Raw genomic sequence first — 24662 nt, forward strand, 5'->3', positions numbered from 1 at the left:
GCGTCGTGGCGGCCCGCGCCCGCGACCCGCCCCGGGAGTTTCCGCGCGGTCCGCGCCTCGGCCCCCGGCCGTGCCCCGTCGCGGCTAGGTTGGCCGCGTGAGCACGCCCGAGAGCCCTGCGCAGGGCACCCCGACCGGACCCGTCCCGACGAGGGTCGACCTGCTGACCCGCGAGTACCCGCCCCACGTCTACGGGGGTGCGGGCGTGCACGTGGAGGAGCTGTCGGCCGTGCTGCGCCGGCACGTCGACGTGCGGGTGCGCTGCTTCGACGGACCGCGCCCGGGCGACGTCGCGGAGACGGGGGTCGCGGGCTACGGCGTGCCCGGCGAGCTCGCCGGCGCCAACGCCGCGCTCGGCACGTTCGGTGTGGACCTGGCGATGGCGCAGGACGTCGGTGGGGCCGACGTCCTGCACTCGCACACCTGGTACGCCAACCTGGCCGGGCACCTCGGCGGGCTGCTCCACGACGTGCCGCACGTCGTGACGGCGCACTCGCTCGAGCCGCTGCGCCCCTGGAAGGCCGAGCAGCTCGGCGGCGGGTACGCGCTCTCGTCGTGGGCGGAGCGCACGGCGTACCTGGGCGCGGCGGGCGTGATCGCCGTGTCGGCGGGCATGCGGGCCGACATCCTGCGCGTCTACCCGGAGCTCGACCCGGCGCGGGTGCACGTGGTGCACAACGGGATCGACCTCGCCGGCTGGCGCCGCCCGGCGGCCGGGGACCCTGCGTCCGAGCGCGTGGTCCGCGACCTCGGGATCGACCCGGAGCGCCCGGCCGTGGTGTTCGTCGGGCGGATCACCCGGCAGAAGGGGCTGCCCTTCCTCCTGCGGGCCGCGGCCCGGCTGCCGCGCGAGGTGCAGGTCGTGCTGTGCGCGGGCGCCCCCGACACGGACGAGCTCCTGGCGGAGGTGCGTGGCCTGGTCGCCGACCTGCGCCGCGCGCGGGGCGGCACGGGCGACGCGGGTCCCGGCGGCACCGGCGCCGAGGCGGGCGTGGTGTGGATCGAGCAGATGCTGCCGCGCCCGCACCTGGTGGCCGTGCTCGCGGCGAGCACGGTCTTCGTGTGCCCCTCGGTGTACGAGCCGCTGGGGATCGTCAACCTCGAGGCGATGGCCGTGGGGCTGCCCGTGGTCGGCACGGCGACCGGCGGGATCCCGGAGGTGGTCGACGACGGTGTCACGGGCGCCCTGGTGCCGATCGAGCAGGCGGACGACGGCACCGGCACGCCCCTGGACCCGGAGCGCTTCGAGACGGACCTGGCGGACGCCCTCGGCCGGGCGCTCGACGACTCCGCGAGAGCGGCGGCGATGGGCGAGGCGGGCCGTCGCCGGGCCGAGGACCTGTTCTCCTGGGACGCCGTGGCCGAGCGCACGCTCGACGTGTACCGCGAGGTGCTCGCGGGCTGAGCCGTCGGCGCCCGGCGGCGCGGTCCGTCAGCGGACGGTGCCGTACGTGGCCGCGCTGAGCGCGTGCCGTGCCGTGCGCTCCACCTCGCGCAGGGCGGTCGCCCGCTGGTCGGACTGCCACAGGTTCACGGCGCCGCCCTCGTCGACGGTCGCGAGGCCGACGATCGCCAGCAGGCGGGTCGCGAGCTGCAGCACGCGAGCCCGGCGCCCGTCCAGCGCGGGCACCGGCCAGGCGTCCGTGCTGCCGCCGCGCAGGCGCTCGATCGCGTCGGAGGCGTCGTCGCGCCACCGGGCGACGTCGAGCGCGTCGAGCGCGTCGGTCGCGGTGACGAGGCTGGTGCGCAGCTCCCGCTCGGCGTCGGCGAGCGAGCCGAGAGTGCCGACGACGTGCGTCGACCACGCCGGCACCGGCCGCACCTGCCAGGCCACGAGGTGGCCCGGCTCCAGCGCGCTGCCGAACGCCGTGACGGCGGGCACCGCGGCCCACGAGCCGGCGGGCGTGGTGACGACGACGCACTCTCCGGCGTCGGTCGCCCCGGCGCTCACCTCGGCGGGCACGCCGCCGAGGTCGCCGGGGGCCGGCAGCAGGGCGCAGACCTCGCGCGGGCCGTCGAGCCACGTGCCGACGAGGTCGCGCAGGCCGGCGTCGGCCTCGTCGTCGACGCGGCCGGGCAGCCCGACGACGCCGTGCGGCTCGTCGTCGCCCTGCACGCTGCGCACCACGACGCCGGGGGCGGCGCCGTCGGTGGCGAGCCAGAGCGCCAGCACGACGCTGCGGGGCAGCGCGGTCGGGTCGGTCTCCACGGGCCTCAGGGTAGACGCCCGACCGGCCCGGACGCAGGCCGGTCCGACTGTCCGGCTCGGGTAGGGTCGGGCCTCATGAGCGCGGTTCTCGACCTGCAGGGCGTCACCGTACGACGCGGCACCACCACCATCCTCGACGGCGTGCACTGGCAGGTGAACGAGGGCGAGCGCTGGGTGGTCCTGGGCCCCAACGGGGCCGGCAAGACGACCTTGCTGCAGATCCTCGCCGCGCGCTCGCACCCGACCGCGGGCACGGCCGAGCTCCTGGGGGAGCGGCTGGGCCGGGTCGACGTCTTCGAGCTGCGCCCGCGGATCGGCTTCGCCTCCGCGGCGCTCGCCGACCGCATCCCGGGCCACGAGACCGTGCGCGACGTCGTGCTCACGGCCGCCTACGGGGTGACGGGGCGCTGGCAGGAGACGTACGAGGAGTTCGACGAGCAGCGCGCCAAGGACCTGCTCGCGGCGTTCGACGTGGCGGACCTGGTGGACCGCTACTACGGCACCCTGTCCGAGGGGGAGCGCAAGCGCGTGCAGATCGCCCGCTCGCTCATGACCGACCCGGAGATCCTGCTGCTGGACGAGCCCGCCGCTGGCCTCGACCTCGCCGGGCGCGAGGAGCTGGTCGGCGCGCTGTCCGAGCTCGCGGCGGACCCGGCGTCGCCGGTCCTGGTGCTCGTCACGCACCACGTCGAGGAGATCCCGCCCGGGTTCACGCACCTGATGCTCATGAACCGTGGTGGCATCCAGGCTGCGGGCCCGATCCACGAGGTGCTCACCGCGGACAACCTCTCCCAGGCCTTCGGGACGCCCCTCATGGTGGCCCACGGCGGGGGCCGCTGGCTGGCCCGCGCGGCGCGACCCGCCGGTCGCTGAAACGGCTTCCCGCACCGGCGAGGACTTGGTAAAGTCTGTGCAAAACGTCGTGGCGGGAAGTCGGTTCCCGGAGCAGTCCCGGAATCGGCGTCCCGGTTGAGGAACGGTCCCGTGAGGGACCCGGGGGAGAGGTTGCCATGGACTCCTGGCTGTGGTGGGTCGGAGGCGCGCTGCTGCTCGCCGCGATCGAGATGCTCTCGCTCGACCTGGTGCTCATCATGCTCGCGGGCGGCGCCCTCGGCGGGGCCGTCACGGCCGCCGCCGGCGGCGAGCTCTGGCTCCAGATCGTGGTCGCGTGCGTCGTGTCCGCGCTGCTGCTCTTCACGCTCCGTCCGTGGCTGTTGCGCCACCTGCGCCAGCGCATGCCGCTGGTCGAGACGAACGCGGCGGGCCAGGTCGGCCGGATGGCGGTCGTCCTGGCCGAGGTCACCGAGACCGGTGGCCGCGTCAAGCTGCAGGGCGAGGTCTGGAGCGCCCGCCTCGAGGACGACGGCATCCCGAACTCCACCGGGCGCGTCCCGGTCGGCGCGGAGGTGCGCGTGGTGCGGATCGAAGGGGCCACCGCGGTGGTCGCGCCGGTGGCGACGACGCACGAGCAGCCCGAGCACTCGGCCTGACGCCCGACGGTCCGACGGCACGTCCGCCCGGGCCGATCCTGCACGACCCGCCGGGCGACCGGCGGAACCGTCCGATGTCGACAGTGTCGACAGTGTCGACAGAAAGGACCGACGTGTCCGATACCGAGCCCGGCACCATCGTGCTCTACGTGGTGCTCCTCATCCTGGCGATCGTGCTGATCGTCGCGCTGGTCAAGGCCGTGCGCATCGTTCCCCAGGCGACGGCGCTGATCGTCGAGCGCCTGGGCCGCTACAACAAGACCTTCGAGCCCGGGCTGCACCTGCTGGTGCCGTTCGTCGACCGCATCCGCGCGGGCGTGGACCTGCGCGAGCAGGTCGTCTCCTTCCCGCCGCAGCCCGTGATCACGAGCGACAACCTCGTGGTGAGCATCGACACGGTCATCTACTTCCAGGTGACGGAGCCCAAGTCCGCGGTCTACGAGATCGCGAACTACATCACCGGTATCGAGCAGCTCACCGTCACCACGCTGCGCAACGTGGTCGGGTCGATGGACCTCGAGCAGACGCTGACCAGCCGTGACCAGATCAACGGTCAGCTGCGCGGCGTCCTCGACGAGGCCACCGGCCGCTGGGGCGTGCGCGTCAACCGCGTCGAGCTGAAGTCGATCGAGCCGCCAGCCTCCGTGCAGGGCGCGATGGAGCAGCAGATGCGCGCCGAGCGCGACCGCCGCGCCACGATCCTCACGGCGGAGGGCGTCAAGCAGTCGCAGATCCTCACCGCCGAGGGTGAGAAGCAGTCCCAGATCCTGCGCGCGGAGGGCAACGCCCAGGCGGCGATCCTCACGGCCGAGGGTGAGGCCCGCGCCATCCTGCAGGTCTTCGACGCCATCCACCAGGGCGACGCGGACCCCAAGCTGCTGGCCTATCAGTACCTGCAGATGCTGCCCCAGATCGCGAACGGCACCGCCTCCAAGCTGTGGGTCGTGCCGACCGAGTTCACCGCTGCCCTCGGATCGATCGCCCAGGGCTTCGGCGGCGTGCCCGGCACGCCGGGCATCCCGACCCCGCCCTCCGGCCAGGAGGGCGCGGCCGAGCCGCGGCACCGTCCGTCGTCGTTGGGCGAGCCGGCCCTCACCGACCCGGGCGAGGCCCTCGCGGAGGCGCGCCGCCAGGCGGAGGCGGCGACCGCGGACGCGACGAGCGCGGGCACCCGCTCGGGCGCCCCGTTCGACCCGTCGGCCGAGCGGGGCCAGCGCCCCGCCGACGGCCCGACGGCACCGCCCGCGCCCGGGGCGCAGCCGCGCACGCTGGGCGGCGAGCCGGGCGAGGACGAGCCGCGGCCGTAGTCGGTCCAGAGGTGACCGGGCACTGATCAGGCGCTGATCCGGCACATCGCAGGCGAGAGGGTCGTCATCCCCGGGATGGCGGCCCTCTCGCCGTGTCGGGAGAGGGGCGGGCTCGGCCGTGGGACACGGCGGGCCTCGGGTCGGACGAATTGCGGAGTGAGTGCTCACTCATTTAGGCTCGCGGTCATGTCACCCGTGTCAGGCGCCCGCGCCGCACCCATGGCGCCGGACGACCGCCGCTCGGCGATCATCGACGCCGTCCTGCCGCTCGTCGGCGAGTTCGGTGTCGACGTGACGAGCCGGGAGCTCGCCGACGCCGCCGGCATCGCCGAGGGCACCCTGTTCCGGGCGTTCGGCGACAAGCTCACGCTCATCGGGGCGGTGGCGGTCGAAGGGCTGCACCGCGCCTCCGGCCCGGTCGAGACCCGTGCCGAGCTGGCGGCCATCGACCGGGAGGCACCGCTCGAGGAGCGGCTCGAGCGCGTCATCGAGCTCGGCCGCCGGCGCATGTCCGACGTCATGCGCTGGATGGGCGTGCTGCGCGCGCTGCACCACCGCACCGGGGCCCGCGACCAGGTCGAGCCCACGCACGTGCAGGACTTCCGCACGCAGCTGGCGCAGCAGCGCGAGCAGCAGCGCGAGGCGACGGTCGCGGGCCTGATCGGCGTGCTGCAGCCGGACGAGCACCGGCTGCGGGTGCCGATCGAGGTCGCGGTGGCCCTGGTCGAGGCCAGCATCGCCGGCACGCACGCGCGGGTCGACCAGCTGCTTCCCGCCCCGTCGCCCCGCGTCGTCGCCGATGCGCTCGTGCACGGTATCGCCGAGGATCAGGGAAATAAACACGTGCCCGAGGCCACGGCGCCGGAGAACACTGCGTCCGAGATTCCCCGCGGGGCGCGTCCCCGTCCCCCCCACCCCCAGGAGCCCTGATGCTCGTCTCCCTGGCGCGGAGATATCTGCGCCCGTACGCCGGCGCCGTCGGCCTGCTGCTGGTGCTCCAGCTGCTCGCGACGCTCGCCTCCCTCTACCTGCCCTCCCTCAACGCCGACATCGTCGACAACGGCGTGGTCTCGGGCGACACCGCCTACATCATGCGGGTGGGCGGCTGGATGCTCGTCGTGAGCCTCGTCCAGGTCGTCTGCGCCGTCGGCGCGGTGTTCCTGGGCGCGCGTGCCGCCACCGCGCTGGGCCGCGACGTGCGTCGCGACCTGTTCGACTCCGTGCAGGGGTTCTCTGCCCGCGAGCTCGGCCAGTTCGGCGCCCCGTCGCTCATCACCCGCACGACCAACGACGTCCAGCAGGTCATGATGGTCGTGCTGATGACCTTCACCATCATGGTGATGGCGCCGATCATGCTGGTCGGCGGCGTCATCATGGCGCTGCAGGAGGACGTCGAGCTGTCCGGGCTGCTGCTCGTCGTGGTGCCCGTCCTGGGCATCGCGATGGGTCTGCTGATGTGGCGGATGGTGCCCTACTTCAAGGCGATGCAGAAGCGGATCGACGCCATCAACGGCGTCCTGCGCGAGCAGATCACCGGCCTGCGGGTGGTGCGCGCCTTCGTTCGCGAGCGGCGCGAGCTGGAGCGCTTCGGCGCCACGAACGAGGCGCTGTACGACACCTCGCTCAACGCCGGCAAGCTCATGGCGCTGGCCTTCCCGATGGTCATGCTCATCATGAACGCGGCCAGCGTCGCCGTGCTGTGGTTCGGCGCCCAGCGCATCGACAACGGTCAAATGGAGGTGGGGGCGCTCATGGCGTTCCTCAGCTACATCATGTACATCCTCATGGCGGTCATGATGTCGACGATGATGGTGATGATGGTGCCGCGCGCCTCCGTCGCGGCGGGCCGCATCACCGAGGTGCTCGAGACCGAGACCTCGGTCACCGAGCCGGCCGCGCCGGTGTCCCTCACCTCCCTGGCGGACGGCGAGGGCCCGCGTGGGGAGCTGACGTTCGAGGGCGTCGAGTTCCGGTACCCGGGCGCGGACGAGGCCGTGCTCCACGACCTGACGTTCACCGCCTCGCCCGGCCGGGTGACGGCGATCATCGGTTCCACCGGCGCCGGCAAGACGACGCTGCTCAATCTCGTGCCGCGGCTCTTCGACGTCACCGGCGGCCGCGTGCTGCTGGACGGCGTGGACGTGCGGGACCTGTCGACGGCGGACCTCGGGTCCCAGCTCGGCCTGGTGCCGCAGAAGGCGTTCCTGTTCAGCGGCACCGTCGCGGACAACCTGCGCTACGGCAAGGGCGACGCCACCGAGGACGAGATGTGGCAGGCCCTGGAGATCGCGCAGGCGCGCGACTTCGTCGAGGCGCTCCCCGAGGGGCTCGAGGCGCCCGTCGCGCAGGGCGGCGCCACGTTCTCCGGCGGCCAGCGGCAGCGGCTGGCCATCGCGCGCGCCGTCGTGCGCCGGCCGCGGGTGTACCTGTTCGACGACTCGTTCTCTGCGCTCGACTACAGCACCGACGCGCGGCTCCGCGCCGCGCTGCGGCCCCGCACGCAGGACGCGACCGTCCTCGTCGTCGCCCAGCGGGTGGCGACCATCCGTGACGCGGACCAGATCCTCGTGCTCGACCACGGGCGCATCGTCGGGCGCGGCACGCATGCCGGGCTGCTCGCGGACAACGAGACCTACCAGGAGATCGTCTCCTCCCAGATGTCCCTCGAGGAGGCGGCATGAGCACCGAACGGAAGGCCCCGACGGCGGGCGCACGACCTGGCGGTCCCCGAGGCGGCGGTCCTATGGGCGGCATGGGCGGCGCCCCCGGCGCCAAGCCGATGAACTTCAAGGGTTCGCTCGTCCGGTTCGCAGGGGTCATGCGACCCGAGCGGGCGCGTGTCGTCCTGCTCACCCTGTGCGGCATCGTGTCCGTGGCACTCACCGTCGTCGGCCCCAAGATTCTCGGCGACGCGACCAACGTCATCTTCGCCGGGGCCGTCGGGGGCGCGCTCCCCGAGGGGGCCACCGTGGACCAGGTGGTCGCGGGGCTCCGCGAGTCGGGCAACGACACCCAGGCCGACCTGCTGGCGTCCATGCCCGGCCTCGTGCCCGGGCAGGGCGTCGACTTCGAGCGGCTCGCGCAGATCCTGATGTGGGTGCTCGTCATCTACCTGGGCGCGTTCCTCTTCGGGTGGCTGCAGGCGCGGATCATGACGATCGCGGTGCAGAACACGATGCGGCGCCTGCGCGACGACGTCGAGGCCAAGCTGCACCGCATCCCCCTGAGCTACGTGGACAAGCAGGCCAAGGGCGAGATCCTCTCGCGCGTCACCAACGACATCGACAACGTGGCGCAGACGACGACGCAGACGCTCGCGCAGCTCGTGACCTCCGTGCTCACGGTGATCGGTGTGCTCGGGATGATGTTCTGGATCTCGTGGGTGCTGGCGCTCGTCGCGCTGGTGACGGTGCCGCTGTCCGTGGTCCTCACCATGCAGATCGCGAAGCGGTCGCAGCCCCAGTTCGTGGCGCAGTGGGCGGCCACGGGCCGGCTCAACGCGCACGTCGAGGAGATGTTCACCGGGCACTCCCTGGTGAAGGTCTACGGGCGCCAGGAGGCGGCCGCCGCGACGTTCGGCACGGAGAACGAGGCGCTGTACGACGCGTCCCGCAAGTCGCAGTTCATCTCCGGCACGATGCAGCCGTCGATGGGCTTCCTCGCGAACCTCAACTACGTGATCGTGGCCGTGATCGGCGGCCTGCGCGTGGCGTCCGGCCAGCTCTCGCTGGGCGACGTGCAGGCGTTCATCCAGTACTCGCGGCAGTTCACGCAGCCGCTCACGCAGATCGCGTCGATGATGAACCTGCTGCAGTCGGGCGTCGCGTCGGCCGAGCGGGTGTTCGAGCTGCTCGACGCCCCGGAGCAGGACCCGGACCCGGCGGACCCCCGCCGGCTGGGGCACGTGCAGGGTCGGGTCGCGTTCGAGGACGTCTCGTTCTCCTACGAGCCAGAGACGCCGCTCATCGAGCACCTCGACCTCGTCGCGGAGCCCGGCCAGACGATCGCGATCGTCGGGCCGACGGGCGCCGGCAAGACGACGCTGGTCAACCTGCTGATGCGGTTCTACGAGGTCAGCTCGGGCCGGATCACGTTGGACGGCGTCGACACCCGGGAGATGACGCGGGACGACCTGCGCTCGCGGATCGGCATGGTGCTGCAGGACACGTGGCTGTTCAAGGGCACCATCGAGGAGAACCTGCGGTACGGGGTCCGCGACGACGCCACGGTGGGCGAGGAGGATTTCCTCGCCGCCACGGAGGCCACCCACGTGGACCCGTTCGTGCGCACGCTGCCCGACGGGTACGCCACCGTGCTGGACGACGAGGCGACGGCGCTGTCCGCGGGCGAGAAGCAGCTGCTGACCATCGCCCGCGCGTTCCTCGCCGACCCGGAGATCCTCGTGCTCGACGAGGCGACGAGCTCGGTGGACACGCGCACCGAGGTGCTGGTGCAGCAGGCGATGAACGCGCTGCGGGCGAACCGCACGTCGTTCGTCATCGCGCACCGGCTGTCCACGATCCGTGACGCCGACGCCATCGTCGTCATGGAGCACGGGCAGATCGTGGAGCAGGGGGACCACGACACACTGCTCGCCGCGGGCGGGGCGTACGCGCGGCTGTACGAGTCGCAGTTCAGCGCCCCCGTCGTGGACGAGGCGGACGCGGTGGCCGGGCCCGCCGGGGTCTGACCCTGCACCCGGTGCAGGGGGCGTCGTCCCCCGGCCGCACGTGCCGCCCTGGAGACCCAGGTCAGGGCAGCACGAGCAGCCGGGCGGGCGGCGCCCCTTCGCGCTGCCAGTCGAACCGGGCCTCGCCGACCACGCGCCACCCGCGGTGCAGGTACACGGCGTGCGCCACGCCGTCGCGGTCGTCGACGTCGAGCACGGGGGTGCGGCCCCGGGTGTGCGCGTGCGCCACGGCGACGTCGAGCAGCGCGCCGCCGACCCCGCGCCCTTGCGCCTCCGGCCCGACGAAGAGGACGGACACGCAGCTCAGCTCGTGGACCGGCCGTCCCGCCCCGGCCGACCAGATCGCGCCGAACCGGTCGTCCGGCACGGCGGTGACGCTCACGTGCCCGACGACCGCCCCGTCGATCTCCGCGACCCACGCGCGCTCCTCGTCGGGGCGGACCACGAACTCCTCGACCGGGAACGGCAGCGGCCACCGGTGCGGGTAGCCCGACGCCGGTTGCTGGGCGGCGAGCACCTCGGCGAGGGCGGGCAGGTCGGCGCTCGTGCGGTCGCGGACGACGACGGCGGAGGCCGGGCGAGGGGTCGCGTCGGAGGTCACCCCGCGATCCTGGCACGGCGCCCCGACACGCTCGCCGACGAGCCGCGCGCTGGACGATCCGTGCATCTGGTGGGGCGTGCGCACGCGGCCCGGACGCCCCGGCGAGGGGCGCCCGGGCCGTCCTGGGGACGTCAGGCCGAGACGCTGAGCGTGGCGCCGACGGCCGCGGGGTCGGCGAGCGAGGCCGCGTGCACCTGTGCGAGCTGGGCGCGGGAGACCTTGAGCCCGCGCCGGGTGTCGTCGGTCGTGACGTGCGCGGGCTCCCCGGTCACGGCGTCGTCGGTGAGCGAGACGGGCCGCACGAGCGTCCAGTCGAGCCCGCTCGCGCGCACCACCGCCTCCTGGCGTCCCGAGTCCGTGAACTGGCGGCCGATGACGAAGCGGAAGACCAGCTTCCAGGTGAGGTCCAGGTGCGCCCAGGAGTCGCCGAGACCGTACGTGCTCTGCACGACGAGCCGGCGTGCGCCGGTCTCTCGCATCGCCCGCACGACGTTCGCGGTGCCGCGCGAGCGCACGTCCGGCGCGGTGCTCGATCGGCGCAGCCACTGCACGGTGAGCGGGTTGTCCGAGATGCCGAGCGTGACGACGACGGCGTCCTGCCCCGCGACGGCCTTGGCCACCGCCTCGGGGTCGAGGGCGTCGCCGTCGACGGGCCGCAGGCTCCCCGGCCCGGGGACCGGCGCGGCGAACGCGGTGCTCGCCGTCCGGCCGAACGCGGTCACGCGGTGTCCCGCGGCCACGAGCTCGCGGGTGATGGCGAGGCCGCTGCCCCGCGTCGCTCCGACCACCAGCACGTCCATGGGAATCCTCCTCGTCCTGCCGGGTCCCGTGCGGCCCCGGCCTCTGGCTCCAGACTTCCGCCGACGAGCCGGACGAACCATGTGGTGACATCCGAAAGTCTTGACCGTTCGTCCGGAGCGGCCGGAGGATGGCGGGATGACCGACGCTCCGCCGCTGCTCCCGGTCCCCGGTGCCGGGAGGCCGCAGGAGGATCCCTGGGCCGACGTGCTCGGCACCCTGGAGATGGACGCCGTCTTCTGCTCCACGGGCCGGCTCTCCGAGCCGTGGGGCATCGCGATGCCCGCGCTGCCGGGCATCCTGATGTTCCACCTGCTGCTCGACGGTCGCGCCGTCGTCGACGTCGAGGGCCAGCGGCACGACCTCGGCCCCGGCGACCTCGTGCTGGTGCCGCACGGCGCCGGGCACGCCGTCACCGGTGCCGCCGACGACCCCGCGACCGGGCTGTGGGACGTCGACCGCACGGTGGTCGCGGACCGGTACGAGCAGCTGCGGATCGACGGCGGCGGGCGGCCGGCGACCCTCGTGTGCGGGGCGGTCGGGTTCACCGACCCCGGCGTCGGCCGACTGCTGGCGAGCCTACCGCCGGTGCTGCGGGCGCCGGGGGCCGAGGACGAGCCCGGCGCGGGGGGCGACGGGCCGGACGGCGACTGGCTGCGCGCCGTCGTCGCCGCCATCGACCACGAGGTGCGCCACCCGCGGCCCGGCACCGACGTCGTCACGGCCAGGCTGGCCGACGTGCTCCTGGTGCACGTGGTACGCGGCTGGCTGGAGGCCGAGGAACCCGCGTCGGGCTGGGTCGCCGCCCTGCGCGACCCGGCGCTCGGCCCCGTGCTGCGCGCCGTGCACGCGGCGCCGCAGGACCCGTGGACGCTGGAGTCGCTCGCCGCCGTCGCGCGCCTGTCCCGGACCGTGTTCGCCGCACGGTTCGCACGCACCGTGGGGGAGCCGCCCATGGCCTACGTCGCCGGGTGCCGGATGGACGCCGCCGCGCGGCTGCTGCGCGACCCGGACGTGAGTGTCGAACGCGTGGCCCGGCAGGTCGGCTACGACTCCGTGCCGGGGTTCCATCGCGCGTTCGTGCGCAGGCACGGTGCGACGCCGGGGGCATGGCGCGCGACCGGCCCGGCGCGCACCCTGGCGGAAGTGCTCGAGCGCTGAGGTGCCCGGGCAGGAGGAGGGGCGGGGGAGAATGCCCCGGTGAGCACCCCCGAGCCCGGCGCCGCCGTCGACGACGCCCGCGTCACCCGCGTCACCGATCCCGCCGACCCGCGCCTGCACGACTACACGGACCTCAAGGACGTGAAGCTCCGCTCCGTGCGCGAGCCCGCCGAGGGGCTCTACATGGCGGAGTCGTCCTCGGTGATCCGCCGCGCCCTCGAGGCCGGGCACCGGCCGCGGTCGTTCCTCATGGCCGACAAGTGGCTCGACTCCATGGCCGACGTGCTCGCCGCCCATCCCGACGCGCCCGTGTACGTCGGCGCGGACGACGTGGTGCGGCAGATCACGGGCTTCCACCTGCACCGCGGGGCGCTCGCGGCCATGCACCGGCCGGTGCTGCCGAGCGTGCACGAGCTGCTCGCCGGTGCCCGCGGCGGCGCGGGCGCGCGCCGCGTCGCGGTGCTGGAGGACCTCGTCGACCACACGAACGTCGGGGCGGTCTTCCGCTCGGCCGCCGCCCTCGGCGTGGACGCCGTGCTCGTCTCCCCGAGCTGCTCCGACCCGCTCTACCGCCGGTCGGTCCGGGTCTCGATGGGCACCGTGTTCCAGGTGCCGTGGACGCGGCTGGAGTCCTGGCCGGGCGGCCTGCACGCGCTGCAGGACGACGGCTTCACCGTCGCCGCGCTGGCGCTGTGCGACGACTCCGTCTCCCTCGACGACCTGGTGGCCGACCCGCCCGAGCGGCTCGCGATGGTGCTGGGCACCGAGGGGGACGGGCTCTCCCGCGGGGCGGTCGCGGCGGCCGACGTCGTCGTGCGGATCCCGATGGCCGGGGGAGTGGACTCGCTCAACGTCGCCGCGGCGTCCGCCGTGGCGTTCTGGGCGACGCGGGACCGGCCGGGCGCGTAGTCCCCGGCTCCCGTCGGCGAGGAGCGGTTCAGACCTCGCCGATCGGGGCGGTCAGGAGCGGCGCGATCGCCGCCGGAGGGAAGTCCGGCCACGGGTCGCCTGGCCGGGCCGCCGGGTCGAAGAGGTGGGCGTCGACGAACTGCTGGGTCTGTCGGAGGACGCGGGACGCCGTGCGGCCGTCCACGGTGCCCGACTCCAGCGCGTCGGCCAGGTCGTGCAGGTCCAGGATCTCGTAGCGCCGCCCCCGCGGCGGCACGAGGATGTCGACGTACAGGTCGTGGACGACCAGACCGCCGTCCGCATCCTCCTCGAGCTCGACCAGGTCCACGTACCAGCCGCCGGCGAGCTCGCCACCGAACGTGACGGGGCGGGTCAGCTGGACCCCCTCGTCGAGCAGGAGGTAGCACCGGTCGACGGTGCCGCCGCCGTCGATCCGGTACTCGGGAAGCACGGTCACCTCGTAGGCGAGCGCCTCCCCGCGGCGGATGCCGTGGCACCACTGGCCGGTGCGGTGGAGCACCCGCACCGGCTCGAAGCCGTCGCGGGCCGGGTCGGAGGGATCGTCGTCGATCGTCCCGGACGGTGTGGGCAGCATGACCGACAGCCTAGGCAGGCGGGACCGCCGGTCGAACGCACGTCGTGGGCGGGTTCCGCCGCGGACGGGGTCCCGCACCACCGACCGCGGCCGGCTGCTGCGGCCTTTGCTGATCGAGCGGTACCGCGTGGGTCGTGACCAGAGCACCGCGACGGATCAGCAAGTCCTTCAGGGCCGATGGAAGCCGACGGGAGGGCGTCTCGTCGTCGACGACGGTGAGATCGCCTCGTAGACGACCGGCAGCTCGGTGATTCCCTCTGCGTCGAGGAAGTGCCCCGCGCCGGGCGCGACCTGCACGGGCGCCCCGAGTCGTTCGGCGAGACGGTCAGTGTGCGCGGGCGGCACCAGGGGGTCGTTGTCCGAGCGGATCACCACCGGCCGAACGATGTGGGACCGCAGCTCGCTCATGTCGCAACCGTCGCCGACGAAGGCGTCCAGCTCCGGGAGAGCCGGGAGGGGGTCGGTGAAGCCGGCGACGAGCACCAGGGTGCGCAGTCGCCAAGGGCCGGGGAGAGATCGCAGATGGCGCAGGACCGCCAGGCACCCCAGGCTGTGCGCCACCACGATCGTGTGCTCGTCCGGCCGGCCGAGCGCGGTCCGGACGGAGTCCTCCCACGGCCCGCGCCGCGGGTCGAGCGGGGCGGGCAGGGCGGGGACCGTGGTCGGGATTCCTTCGGCGCCGAGCCGTTCGGCGAGCCACCCGAACCAATGGTCCTCGGGGGTGGCGCCATACCCGTGGAAGACGAAGGCGCGCTGCCGGGTTGTCGTCGATGTCATGCCTCGGGACGGTAAGGGTTCACGTCGGCGAGAAGGTCAAGTCGAGCAGGAGGGACGACGCGTGCGGATCGGCGAGCTCGCGAGGCTGGCGGGTGTGAGCGCACGAGCGTTGCGCCACTACGAGGACCGGGGACTCCTGGTCCCGGGGCGGACCGGCGGTGGGTATCGCGAGTACGCCGACACCGACGTGGCGCGGGTCGCGCAGATCACGGCGATGATCAGCGCCGGCCTGAACACGGCGACCGTCGGGCGCTACTTGGGCTGTGCGCGCACCGGCGAGCACGGCACGTCGCTGGAGCTGTGCCCGGGGCTGAGCGCGGAGCTCGTGGCGATCGGCGAGCGCCTCGAGGCCAGGCTGGCCGAGCTGCGTGACCAGCAGGCGAGGCTCAGGGAGCTGGCGTCGGCCGACTGACCGGGGCGTCACGCCCCATCACCGGACGCTCGCCCCGGGGGTCGGCGGGCTCGACGACGACGTACCGGCCGGGCTCCTCGTGCATGCACAGGTGCGCCGAGTGCTCGAACCACAGGACGTCCTTCGACGGCGCGGAGACGCGCTCGAAGCACCGCTCCACGGGCGCGGTGGGCGTGGTGCAGTCGTGGCGGCCGAGAAACTGGATCATCGGCACGTCGAACTCGATCTGGTCGCTCGCGTCGAAGCCGAGGACGCCGGACAGGACCCGGGGGAGGGTGATCGACTGACCCTTCCCGATCAGCTCCCGTGGTGCTGTGCCCACCGCCGGTACACGATGATGCGCTCGACGGTGAGGGGCTCGTCACCGGGGTAGTCACCGAGGGCGCGCAGCTCCGCGAGCGCCTTGGAGTTGCCGTCGGCGGTGGCGTTGCGCACCGCGTGTGCGAAGGCCTCGGCCTCCTCGTCCGGGCCCGAGGTCACCTGGCCGACGCCGACGTACGCCCAGAGCAGGTCGGGCCGGCGCCTGGCGAGAAGGACGCCGAGGATCGAGCCTCAGCTGTGGCCGAGGAGGCTGACGCGCTCGACGCCGAGCTCGTCCTGCAGCCAGGCGATCAACTGAGGTCGTCGACGTCGAGGTCCGCGCTCAGGTCGGCGATGACTGCTCGCCCCGCGTCGCCCGTCACGGCGGCACCCTTCGAAGCGCGGGCGACCGGGACCCGGGCGACGGCCCGCGGCAGGCGCCACGACCCTTGACCGACCCGCGACCCGGGTTTAGGTTGGGCCGCGATCATAATCACTGCAAAGGGGCAGACCATGGTCGGGAGCACGACGCTGCGGCAGTTCTCCACGAAGGTGATCGCCACGCTGATGGGCGTGGCGATGCTCGCGGTGACGGGGGTGGGCGCGGCCGGCGCCGCCGCGCCACCGACGTCCGCGGACGCCACGGTCGAGACCGTGACCGGCCCGGGGTCGTTCGACACGCGGCCCGCGCGCGACGTCCTGCGGCGCGTGCTCGGTCCGCGGTACGCGGGCCAGGTGGCCCTGAGCGCCGTGGCGGCCGACGACGGGCGCGAGACCTTCCGGGTCGCGGCGCGCGGCGGCCGCCTGGTCGTCGAGGGCAGCAGCACGTCGGCGCTGCTCATGGGTGTCAACTGGTACCTCAAGGACGTCGCGAAGGCGGACGTCTCCTGGACGGGTGACCAGCTGGACCTGCCGCCCCGGCTGCCCCTGCCGCGCGAGCCGATCACGCAGACGTCGCTCGTGGCGCATCGGTTCTCCGGGAACGACACCGAGGACGGGTACTCCGGCCCCTACCGGACCTTCGAGGACTGGGAGCGGGAGATCGACGTGGCGGCGATGCACGGCGTGAACGAGATGTTCATGCCCGTCGGTGCCGACGCCGCCTACTCCGAGACGCTGCAGTCGTTCGGCTACTCGGCGCAGGAGATGCGGCGGTGGGTCCCGAGCCCCGGCTACCAGCCGTGGTGGCTCCTGCAGAACATGTCCGGCTTCACGGCGCCCGTCACCGAGCACCTGCTCCAGGAGCGCGCGGACCTCGGCCGCCGGATCGCCGACCGGATGCGCTCGCTCGGCATCACCCCGGTGCTGCCGGGGTACTTCGGCACCGTGCCGACCGACTTCGAGGAGCGCAACCCGGGCGCGAAGACCGTGCCGCAGGGCACGTGGAGCGGGTTCACGCGGCCGGACTGGCTGGCACCCACCGACCCGACGTTCGACCGCGTCGCCGCGCGGTTCTACGCCGTGCAGGAGCGGATCCTCGGGCCGTCGACGATGTTCAAGATGGACCTGCTGCACGAGGGCGGGCGCGCGGGCGACATCCCTGTGGGAGACGCGTCCCTCGCGGTGCAGGACGCCCTCGAGGTGGCGCACCCCGGCGCGATCTGGGTCATCCTCGGCTGGCAGAGCAATCCCCGGCCCGAGACCGTCGCGGCAATCGACAAGAGCCGGATGCTCGTGGTCGACGGGCTCTCGGACCGCGCGCTGAAGCCCGACCGGGACGTCGACTGGAAGGGCACGCCGTACGCCTTCGGCTCCATCTGGAACTTCGGCGGCAACTCGACGATCGGCGCGCCGGTGAGGGCCTGGAACGAGCGCTTCTGGGCCTGGCTGGAGCGCCCGGGCAGCGCGCTGGACGGCGTGGCGATCCTGCCGGAGGCGAGCGGCAACAACCCCGTCGCGATGGAGTTCCTCGCCGAGCTGCCGTGGCACGACGGCCCGGTCGACGTCGACCGCTGGTTCGCCGGCTACGCCGACGCGCGCTACGGCAGGGTCGACCCCGCCGCCCGCCGTGCGTGGCAGGTGCTCGCGGACACGGCGTACGCCATCCCGCCCACCGGGGGCCGCTCCTCGGGCCACGGCGGGCTGTTCGCGGCGACGCCCAGTCTGTCCGCGACGCGGCCGCACACCTACGCACAGGCCGCCTTCGCCTACGACCCGGCGGCGTTCGCGGCGGCGCTGCCGGCGCTGCTCGACGTCGCCCCGGCGCTGCGCGACAGCGAGGCCTACCGGTACGACCTGGTGGACGTCGCGCGGCAGTCGGTGGCCGACCGGTCCCGCACCCTGCTGCCCCAGATCCAGGCGGCGTACCAGGCCGGTGACCTCGACGAGCTCACCCGGCTCACGCGGTCCTGGACCGACCACATCCGCGGTCTGGACGACCTCCTCGGCACCGACGAGCACTTCCTCCTGGGCCCGTGGACCGCGCAGGCCCGCGCCGCGGCGGGCGACCCGCAGGAGGCGATGGACCTCGAGCAGGACGCGCGCCGGCTGATCACCTCCTGGGGGCCCGCGACCACCGACCTGCACGACTACGCCTACCGCGAGCGATCCGGCCTGCTGGACGACTACTACCTGCCGAGGTGGGAGCGCCTGTTCGACGCGCTGCGCGCGCACCTGGAGACCGGCGCGGCCGTGCCCGACATCGACTACGACGCGATGGCGGAGGACTGGATCGCGGGCTGGAAGGCATATCCGGCCAGGCCCTCGGGCAGCGCCTACGCCGAGGCGTCGCGGACCCTCCTGCGGCTGCAGGACGACCGCTACGACGTGCCCCTGACCCTGCGGCCGACGGGCTCGGTCACGGCGTCGGGGACCGGGCCGGACGCCGCGCTGGTCACCGCGTCGGTGACCAACACCAACTACTTCGCCGCGGCCACCGGCGTGCGCGTCGAGGTCACGGCGCCCGCCGGGGTCGAGGTCGTCCCGACCGGGGAGCAGCCGGACGAGATCGCCCCCGGCGAGACGGCCGAGCGGACCTGGACGGTCCGCCGCACGGCGGCGCTGCCGGAGGGCACCGACGAGGTGACGGTCGACGTGACAGTCCGCTTCGATCGGGCGGACGGGTCCCAGGTCAGGATGGCGTCCGCCGTCCTGCCCGTCGCGTCGCCGGGGCGCTACCAGCTCAGCGACCTCCCGTTCTCGTCGTCGCGCAACCACGACGGGCTGCACCCGGTGAAGCGGGACACGGTCACCGACGCGACCCCGGCCGGCAACGGCGCGCCGATCCGGCTCGACGGCGTGGCGTACGGCAAGGGGCTGGGCACCAACTCGAACGCGGACGTGCGGTTCGAGCTCGGCGGCACCTGCCAGCGCCTCACGACCATGGTCGGCATCGACGACGCGATGAACCACGCGGCGGACGGCGACGTGGTGGTCCGCGTGTACGGCGACGGCCTGCTGCTGCGCCAGACCGACGTGCTCCGCAGCGGCCCTTCCGGCCCCGGCACCGCGGCGGTCCGCCTCGACGTCGACGTCACGGGAGTGAGCCAGCTGCGCCTGCAGGTGGACCAGTCGGACGCCAACCGGTACTTCGACGCGCTGTCCTTCGGCGTGCCGACGCTGGCCTGCGGCGCCCCGCCGCCCACCCCGCTCAGCGCGGGGGCGACGGCCACGAGCGCGGAGACGGGCCGCGGGCCCGCCAAGGCGGTCGACGCCGACCTGAGCACGGGGTGGTTCTGCGACCCGGCGGCGTGCGACGGGACGCCGTCGTCGCTCCAGGCCGACCTGGGCGCGGCCCACGACCTCACCGCGGTCCGGGTCACGCCGTACTACGCCGACCGCCGGTCGTACCTCTACCGCGTGGAGGGCAGCGCCGACGGGCAGGCCTGGACGTTGCTGGCCGAGAAGACGGCGCACGCCCCGCAGACGGACGCGGGAGACCGGTACGCGGTCTCCGGCCGCTACCGGTACGTGCGGGTGACCGGGTTCGGGAACACCAGCAACGGCTATAGCCTCCACCTGCAGGAGCTGGCGGTCTACGGGGCCGGGTGATCAGGCCCGCAGGGCGAGAGCCGGACGCAGGGGCGGGGAGGGTCGATGACGTCGGGACCGGTGCGCGTCGCGCAGAAGGCGACCCCCGCCGAGCTGCGCGAACGCAACACCCGGCTGGTGCTGCAGAGCGTGCTCAGCGGCGCCGGAGAGGTCTCCCGGGCCGACATCGCCCGGTCGGTCGGTCTGGCCCGGGCGGTGGTGTCCGAGATCGTGCAGGACCTGGTGGCTCGTCACCTGGTCGCCGAGGGCACGGGCCGTCCGCAGGGTCGCGGCAAGCCGGCGACGCCGCTACAGGTCGACACGCAGCACTACGGCCTGCTGATGGCGGACGTGACGCCGGCCGGCGTGCGCGCCGGGGTCGGCGGGCTCGACGGGACGATCGGCCCGACGGCGCAGGCGACCTTCCCGGCGGGCCCGACGGCGGGAGACGTGGTCGACGTCCTGGCCTCGCTGCTTGCCGGGCTGGCCGCGCGGGACGGCCGCGAGGTGCTCGCCGCCGGCGTCGCCGTGCCGGGCATCGTCTCCCCGGAGGGCCGGGTCACCGAGGCCCTGCAGCTCGGCTGGGAGGGTGTGGACCTGGCCGGCCCGCTGTCCGCCGCCCTCGGGCACGACGTGGTCCTCGTGAACGACGCGACGGCCGTCGCGCTCTCGGAGGTCTCCCACCAGGGCGCCCCGGGCGCGGGCGTCGTCGTCCTGCACGTCGACACGGGCGTCGGGTCGGCGGTGCTGCTCGACGGGCGGGTCCACCTCGGGGACCGGCAGCGCGCCGGGGAGGTCGGCCACATCGACCTCGGCGTGAGCGACCGCCTCTGCGCGTGCGGACGGCGCGGCTGCCTGGAGACGGTCGCGGGCCTGCCCGCGGTGCTCGAGGGATTGCCGCTCGAGCGGCTGGACGACGTCGCGTCCCTCCGGCCGGGCCGCGCGCCGGACCCTGTGCCGGCGGAGCTCGCGGCTCTGGTCGCGCGCGTGGACCGCGCCGCGGAGGGGCTCGCGGCGTTGATCTGCGCCCAGGTCGCGATCCTGGACGTCGCGGACGTGGTCGTCGACGGCCCGGTGCGCCGGGCGGGTCCGCGGCTCCTCGATACGATCGAGGCGGCCCTCGCCCGGCGGCTGCCGCCGAGCGACGTGCGCCGCCCCCGCTACTCGGCGCTGGGGGAGCGCGCCGTCATGCACGGCGCGGGCGCCGCGGCGATGCTGCACCGGCTCGGGGTGATGTGGCTCCAAGGACCCGAGGGGGCCGAGGAGTCCTGAACCGGAGCCTCCGGGACACGGGCGAGGGGCCGGCGCACGCCGACCCCTCGCCCCCCGGGCCTTCCGGGTCAGGAGCTCAGGTCGCTGCCCAGGCTCGTGAGGAACGTGTCGAGCACGCCGTCGCCCAGCTGCACGGGTGCGGCGCCCCACCGGTTGTCCGGCGGGTCGACGATCACCTGGGCGGCCGCCTCGGCGGAGGCGCGGGCCTCGGCGAGGAGCGCGTCGCGCGCGTCCGTGTCGCCGTCCAGGTCGGCCTCGGCGGCATCGAGGGTCGCGAGGAGCGCGTCGCCCCACAGATCCGTCGCGTCGAGCCAGGGCGCCGCGTCCGAGACGAACGCCGGGTCGACGCCGGCCCGGCGGAGCGTCTCGGGGACCGCGGCGATCAGGTCGGCGCGGTCGCGCAGCCCGTCGACCGCCGCCCGCCCGTGCCCGGCCTCCCACTGCCGCCAGAAGGCGTCGACGTCCGCGGCGAGCGCGGGGGCCTGCGGCTGCCACGGGTCGCCGAAGCTCGGCGCCAGGTGGTTGAGGTCCCCGAACGCGAGGAGCGCCCGGGTCGCGGCCCGGTCGTCGCCGGCCAGGTAGCGCATCGCCTCGACCCAGCTCCGGTCCCGGTCGTAGCCGCGGTCGTTCCACGCGAAGTCGGCGATCCCGAAGACGGCGACCTTGCTCGCCGCGGCCTGGTTCATCGGGTTCGACACGATGCCGGCCAGGTGGTCGGACAGCCCCGGCTCGCGCTTGTCGTAGGGGGCGAGCAGCAGCCGCCCGCTCGTCTGCCCGTAGTCGTTGACGGGGTAGTTGTCCCACAGGAACGTCGGCCCGCCGAAGACGGTGTCGGCCTCGATCGCCTGGTCCACGGAGATCGACTGGGGCACGACGTCGTTGCCCGTCCACATGACCACGACGTCGTCGTCCATCTCGCGCAGCGCGGCCTTGTAGGGCGACTCGGTGGTGTTGTAGTACTCGGTCGGCACCATCTGCAGCGGCCGGGCGCCGTCGTGCTCCTCGATCCAGCCCTGCTGCACGCGGGTGAGGAAGTCCGCCTGCGCCTTGCCCGCGCTGCCCGGCGAGGGGTCGCCGTAGGCCGCCCGGTCGGACTCGCACGCCCAGCGTGAGTAGTCGATGTCGTCCAGGGGGACGCTGAAGGCGCGCACACCGACGTCGTACAGCGCCTGGAACTTCCGCTCCAGGGCCGCCATGTCGTCCTCGCTCGAGTAGCAGATGCTGTTGCCCGGCGAGAGCGCGAAGGTGAAGCGCACGTGGTTGGCCGTGGCGGCCTCGACCAGCTCCGCGAGCTCGGCGAGCTTGTCCGCCGGGTAGTCCTCGCGCCACTTCTCGCGGTGGTACGGGTCGTCCTTGGGCGCGTACACGTACGTGTTCGCCTTGACGTCGCCGTAGAAGGCCAGCTGGTCGAGGCGCTCGTCGTGCGTCCAGGGCTCCCCGTAGAACCCCTCGATCGTGCCCCGCAGGGGCATCGCCGGGAAGTCCTGCACCGTGGCGCCCGCGACGCCGGTTCCGCCCCGCCCGTCGACCAGCAGCTGCTCGAGCGTCTGGACCGCGTAGAACTGCCCGGCCGTGTCGTGGCCCGCGAGCGTCACCGTGCCGCGGCCGCGCTCCGTGTCGACCCGCAGCGCGTAGGCCTCGTCGTGGTCGGGCACCGCGACGCGGCCGAGGGCGGCGCGGATGTCGGACCGGGCGCCGTCGCCGAGCAGGACCCGGACCTGCCCGCCTGCCCGGGCTCGGTCGTCCGCGTCACGGGCGACCGCGCGGACCCCGTGCTCGCGCAGCGTCTCGGTGAGCGCGTCCTGGGCCGCGGCGTCGGTGTCGTCGTCGACGACGACCTCCACGGTCCGGGAAAGACGGAGGTCGTGGCCCGTGCGACGCATCTCCTGCGGAGCGGGGCTGACGGTGGGAAGGTCGTCGTGGGCGGGCGAGGCGCTCGCGGCGGTGGCGCCGGTCGCGCCCGTGGCCAGGAGCGTCGCGACGGTGAGCGTCCCGGCGGCGAGCCGTCGTCGAACAGTGGTCATGAGAACCTCCATTGGTCTAGACCAGTTCGACTACCCTGACGAAGGTCGGTGCTCCTGTCAACCGGGGCCGCGGGCGCCATGGGAGACCGTCGGCGGTGACCCGCGTCACAGGGAATTACGCAACAGGGGGATGACGTAACCCGTTGGTGAAGGTTAGCCTCACCTACGTGAGCCAGACCCTGGCGCCCTCGGCGCCCCCCGTGGTCGAGTCCCGTCCCGCCGTCGCGATGGCCGGGCGAGGCCTGCGGCTGTCGTACGACAAGCGCACCGTCGTGCACGGCGCGGAGATCGAGCTGCGGCCCGGCGCGGTCACGGCGCTGCTCGGGCCCAACGGCTCCGGCAAGTCGACGCTGCTGCGCTCGCTCGCACGGCTGCACCGGCCCGACGCCGGCACCGTCTCGATCGCCGACGGCGGCGCCGCGGACGGTGATGCCGCCACCGACGCGCTCGCGCTGCACCCGAAGGACTTCGCCCGCCGCGTCACGCTGCTGTCGCAGAGCCACCCCACGCCCAGCGGCGTGACCGTCCGCGACGTCGTCGCCTACGGCCGCCACCCCTACCGCGGGCGGTTCCGCTCCGCCGACGCCGACGGACCCCGCGCCGTCGCGCACGCCATGGACGTCACCGGCGTCGCCGAGATGGCCGAGCGCGGCGTCGACGAGCTCTCCGGCGGCGAGCTGCAGCGCGTCTGGCTCGCGACCTGCCTCGCGCAGGACACGGGCGTGCTGCTGCTCGACGAGCCCACGACCTACCTCGACCTGCGCTACCAGGTCGAGCTGCTCGACCTGGTCCGCGACCTCGCCACCGAGCACGGCGTCGCCGTCGGCGTGGTGCTGCACGACCTCAACCAGGCCGCCGCCGTCGCGGACCACGTCGTGGTGCTGGACCGGGGAGAGGTGCGGGCGTCCGGCCCCGCCGCCCGGGTGCTCACCAGCGAGCTGCTCACCGACGTCTACGGCATCCGCGTCGACGTGACCACCCACCCGGACACCGGCCGGACGCGCTGCGAGGCCGTCGGCCGTCACGACGCCCGCGCCTGACGGCCCACCGGCCCCCTCCCCGACCCCCACCGACCTCACGCCGGCGCCCGTCGCCCGGCACCGTCGCGCCCGCACCCGCGGCGCACCGACTCGAAGGACACCGAGACACCCATGCGCATCCCCACCCGCCCGCTGCTCGCCGGCGCCACCGCCGCCGTGGCCGCGCTCGCCCTCGCCGCGTGCGGCACCACCGAGGACCCCGCGGCGGAGGCGGTCGCGGAGCCGTCGGCCGCGACCGGCCCGGTCACTTACACCGACGAGCGCGGCGAGCACACCCTCGACGCCCCCGCGACCGAGGTCGTCTCGCTCGAGTGGGGCCTCACCGAGAACCTCGTGGCGCTCGGCGTCGAGCCCGCCGGCCAGGCCGACGTGGCCGGCTACAACACCTGGGACACCGTGGCGCCGATCGACGAGGGCACGCCCGACGTCGGCACGCGCGGGGAGCCCAGCCTCGACGCGATCTCCGCGCTCGAGCCGGACCTCGTGGTCACCACCACCGACCTGCCCGAGAACGTCATCGCGCAGATCGAGGAGGTCGCGCCCGTCCTGACGCTGCGCGGCTCCGACGGCACCGACCCGCTCGGGTACATGAAGGAGACGGTGACGACCCTCGGCGAGGTCACCGGCACGCAGGACGAGGCCACCCAGGCGCTGGCGGACTTCGACGCCAAGGTCGACGAGGGCAAGGCCGCGCTCGAGGACGCCGGGCTCGGCGGCGCCGAGTTCGCGATGGCGGACGGCTGGATCGCCAACGGGACCGTCTCCGTGCGCATGTACACGCCGGGGTCCTTCTTCGGCGCGCTCGGCGAGGCCGTCGGCCTCAAGGACGCGTGGACCGAGGGCGGCGACCCCGACTACGGCCTCGCGCAGACCGACGTCGAGGGCCTGACGAAGCTCGGGGACGTGCAGTTCGTGTACGCGGCCAACGACGCCGAGGCGGACCCGTTCGCCGACGGCCTGAAGGGCAACAAGGTCTGGGAGCAGCTGCCGTTCGTCACCGCGGGCGACGTGCACCGCATCCCCGACGGCATCTGGATGTTCGGCGGGCCCCTGTCGGGCGCGGCGTACATCGACGCGCTCGTCGACGCGCTCGCCTGACCGTCCGCCT

22 protein-coding genes are annotated in these 24662 nt (G+C 74.1%); 14 read left to right on the forward strand and 8 right to left on the reverse strand.

From position 1 onward, the window contains the following. The first annotated feature begins 97 nt into the window (after nucleotides 1-97). Entirely contained in the window at nucleotides 98-1405 is a 1308-nt protein-coding gene (gene glgA / locus B5Y66_RS21770; RefSeq protein ID WP_217700871.1) for a glycogen synthase, read from the forward strand. A gap of 27 nt (nucleotides 1406-1432) precedes the next feature. On the opposite strand, the gene B5Y66_RS21775 is transcribed toward glgA, so the two are convergent. Next, nucleotides 1433-2209: a hypothetical protein gene (locus B5Y66_RS21775; protein WP_079576735.1), complete on the reverse strand. Its 777-nt coding sequence runs from the start codon at nucleotides 2207-2209 to the stop codon at nucleotides 1433-1435. Between the two features lie 75 nt (nucleotides 2210-2284). Here B5Y66_RS21775 and B5Y66_RS21780 point away from each other — a divergent pair, with 75 nt between their 5' ends. The 6 genes from B5Y66_RS21780 to B5Y66_RS21805 all read left to right on the forward strand — a co-directional run bounded on the left by B5Y66_RS21780 (nucleotide 2285) and on the right by B5Y66_RS21805 (nucleotide 9696). Then, nucleotides 2285-3082 carry an ABC transporter ATP-binding protein gene (locus B5Y66_RS21780; RefSeq protein ID WP_079576736.1) on the forward strand — a complete coding sequence of 266 codons (798 nt, stop codon included), beginning with the start codon at nucleotides 2285-2287 and terminating at the stop codon, nucleotides 3080-3082. Between the two features lie 137 nt (nucleotides 3083-3219). Further along, nucleotides 3220-3699, forward strand: a complete 480-nt coding sequence (locus B5Y66_RS21785) for an NfeD family protein (protein ID WP_079576737.1) — start codon at nucleotides 3220-3222, stop codon at nucleotides 3697-3699. Between the two features lie 113 nt (nucleotides 3700-3812). Then, entirely contained in the window at nucleotides 3813-5006 is a 1194-nt protein-coding gene (locus B5Y66_RS21790) for an SPFH domain-containing protein (RefSeq protein WP_245807285.1), read from the forward strand. A 186-nt stretch (nucleotides 5007-5192) separates the two neighbouring features. Further along, nucleotides 5193-5936, forward strand: coding sequence for a TetR/AcrR family transcriptional regulator (locus B5Y66_RS21795; RefSeq protein WP_079576739.1), 744 nt, complete (start codon nucleotides 5193-5195; stop codon nucleotides 5934-5936). Then, nucleotides 5936-7687: an ABC transporter ATP-binding protein gene (locus B5Y66_RS21800; RefSeq protein WP_079576740.1), complete on the forward strand. Its 1752-nt coding sequence runs from the start codon at nucleotides 5936-5938 to the stop codon at nucleotides 7685-7687. The genes B5Y66_RS21795 and B5Y66_RS21800 overlap by 1 nt, the downstream gene beginning before the upstream one ends. After that, the gene (locus B5Y66_RS21805) at nucleotides 7684-9696 is read left to right on the forward strand and encodes an ABC transporter ATP-binding protein (protein WP_079576741.1); all 2013 of its coding nucleotides are present in this window, start codon (nucleotides 7684-7686) and stop codon (nucleotides 9694-9696) included. Before B5Y66_RS21800 ends, B5Y66_RS21805 begins: the two co-directional genes overlap by 4 nt. 61 nt (nucleotides 9697-9757) lie before the next feature. Here B5Y66_RS21805 and B5Y66_RS21810 read toward each other — a convergent pair whose 3' ends face one another. Then, entirely contained in the window at nucleotides 9758-10297 is a 540-nt protein-coding gene (locus tag B5Y66_RS21810; protein WP_245807286.1) for a GNAT family N-acetyltransferase, read from the reverse strand. 131 nt (nucleotides 10298-10428) lie between these two features. Then, on the reverse strand, nucleotides 10429-11097 hold the full coding sequence (locus B5Y66_RS21815; RefSeq protein ID WP_079576742.1) for an NAD(P)-dependent oxidoreductase: 669 nt from the start codon (nucleotides 11095-11097) through the stop codon (nucleotides 10429-10431). Nucleotides 11098-11233: 136 nt separating this feature from the next. Between B5Y66_RS21815 and B5Y66_RS21820 the strand changes: the two genes are divergently transcribed. Both B5Y66_RS21820 and B5Y66_RS21825 read left to right on the forward strand, forming a co-directional pair. Beyond that, a complete protein-coding gene (locus B5Y66_RS21820) occupies nucleotides 11234-12256 on the forward strand; it encodes an AraC family transcriptional regulator (protein ID WP_079576743.1) in 1023 nt (340 codons plus the stop codon). 39 nt (nucleotides 12257-12295) lie between these two features. Beyond that, on the forward strand, nucleotides 12296-13165 hold the full coding sequence (locus B5Y66_RS21825) for a TrmH family RNA methyltransferase (RefSeq protein ID WP_079576744.1): 870 nt from the start codon (nucleotides 12296-12298) through the stop codon (nucleotides 13163-13165). A gap of 28 nt (nucleotides 13166-13193) precedes the next feature. Here the strand turns inward: B5Y66_RS21825 and B5Y66_RS21830 are convergent, their stop codons facing one another. Then, a complete protein-coding gene (locus B5Y66_RS21830) occupies nucleotides 13194-13760 on the reverse strand; it encodes a DUF402 domain-containing protein (RefSeq protein WP_079576745.1) in 567 nt (188 codons plus the stop codon). Nucleotides 13761-13928: 168 nt separating this feature from the next. Then, nucleotides 13929-14537, reverse strand: a complete 609-nt coding sequence (locus tag B5Y66_RS21835; protein WP_079576746.1) for an RBBP9/YdeN family alpha/beta hydrolase — start codon at nucleotides 14535-14537, stop codon at nucleotides 13929-13931. A gap of 94 nt (nucleotides 14538-14631) precedes the next feature. On the opposite strand from B5Y66_RS21835, the gene B5Y66_RS21840 reads away from it, so the two are divergent. Then, on the forward strand, nucleotides 14632-14949 hold the full coding sequence (locus B5Y66_RS21840; protein WP_217700872.1) for a MerR family transcriptional regulator: 318 nt from the start codon (nucleotides 14632-14634) through the stop codon (nucleotides 14947-14949). Here B5Y66_RS21840 and B5Y66_RS21845 read toward each other — a convergent pair. Both B5Y66_RS21845 and B5Y66_RS21850 read right to left on the reverse strand, forming a co-directional pair. Beyond that, complete coding sequence (locus B5Y66_RS21845; protein WP_079576748.1) at nucleotides 14924-15271, reverse strand: hypothetical protein; 348 nt, start codon at nucleotides 15269-15271, stop codon at nucleotides 14924-14926. The two genes, B5Y66_RS21840 and B5Y66_RS21845, sit on opposite strands and share 26 nt — an antisense overlap. Then, entirely contained in the window at nucleotides 15247-15429 is a 183-nt protein-coding gene (locus B5Y66_RS21850; RefSeq protein WP_079576749.1) for a hypothetical protein, read from the reverse strand. The genes B5Y66_RS21845 and B5Y66_RS21850 overlap by 25 nt, the downstream gene beginning before the upstream one ends. A gap of 333 nt (nucleotides 15430-15762) precedes the next feature. Here B5Y66_RS21850 and B5Y66_RS21860 point away from each other — a divergent pair, with 333 nt between their 5' ends. Together B5Y66_RS21860 and B5Y66_RS21865 are read left to right on the forward strand one after the other, a co-directional pair. Next, a complete protein-coding gene (locus B5Y66_RS21860) occupies nucleotides 15763-19239 on the forward strand; it encodes an alpha-N-acetylglucosaminidase TIM-barrel domain-containing protein (RefSeq protein ID WP_079576751.1) in 3477 nt (1158 codons plus the stop codon). 45 nt (nucleotides 19240-19284) lie between these two features. After that, nucleotides 19285-20490 (forward strand): ROK family protein, encoded by a 1206-nt coding sequence (locus B5Y66_RS21865; RefSeq protein ID WP_139821043.1) that lies wholly within the window; start codon nucleotides 19285-19287, stop codon nucleotides 20488-20490. Between the two features lie 68 nt (nucleotides 20491-20558). Here B5Y66_RS21865 and B5Y66_RS21870 read toward each other — a convergent pair whose 3' ends face one another. Then, on the reverse strand, nucleotides 20559-22514 hold the full coding sequence (locus B5Y66_RS21870) for a beta-N-acetylhexosaminidase family protein (RefSeq protein WP_079576753.1): 1956 nt from the start codon (nucleotides 22512-22514) through the stop codon (nucleotides 20559-20561). A gap of 227 nt (nucleotides 22515-22741) precedes the next feature. Between B5Y66_RS21870 and B5Y66_RS21875 the strand changes: the two genes are divergently transcribed. Both B5Y66_RS21875 and B5Y66_RS21880 read left to right on the forward strand, forming a co-directional pair. Next, the gene (locus B5Y66_RS21875) at nucleotides 22742-23554 is read left to right on the forward strand and encodes an ABC transporter ATP-binding protein (RefSeq protein ID WP_079576798.1); all 813 of its coding nucleotides are present in this window, start codon (nucleotides 22742-22744) and stop codon (nucleotides 23552-23554) included. A 111-nt stretch (nucleotides 23555-23665) separates the two neighbouring features. Continuing rightward, nucleotides 23666-24652, forward strand: a complete 987-nt coding sequence (locus B5Y66_RS21880) for an ABC transporter substrate-binding protein (RefSeq protein ID WP_079576754.1) — start codon at nucleotides 23666-23668, stop codon at nucleotides 24650-24652. Nucleotides 24653-24662 lie beyond the last annotated feature (10 nt).

It is taken from the genome of Krasilnikoviella flava (assembly GCF_900167525.1).
In the GTDB taxonomy this organism is placed as follows: Bacteria; Actinomycetota; Actinomycetes; order Actinomycetales; family Cellulomonadaceae; genus Isoptericola; species Isoptericola flavus.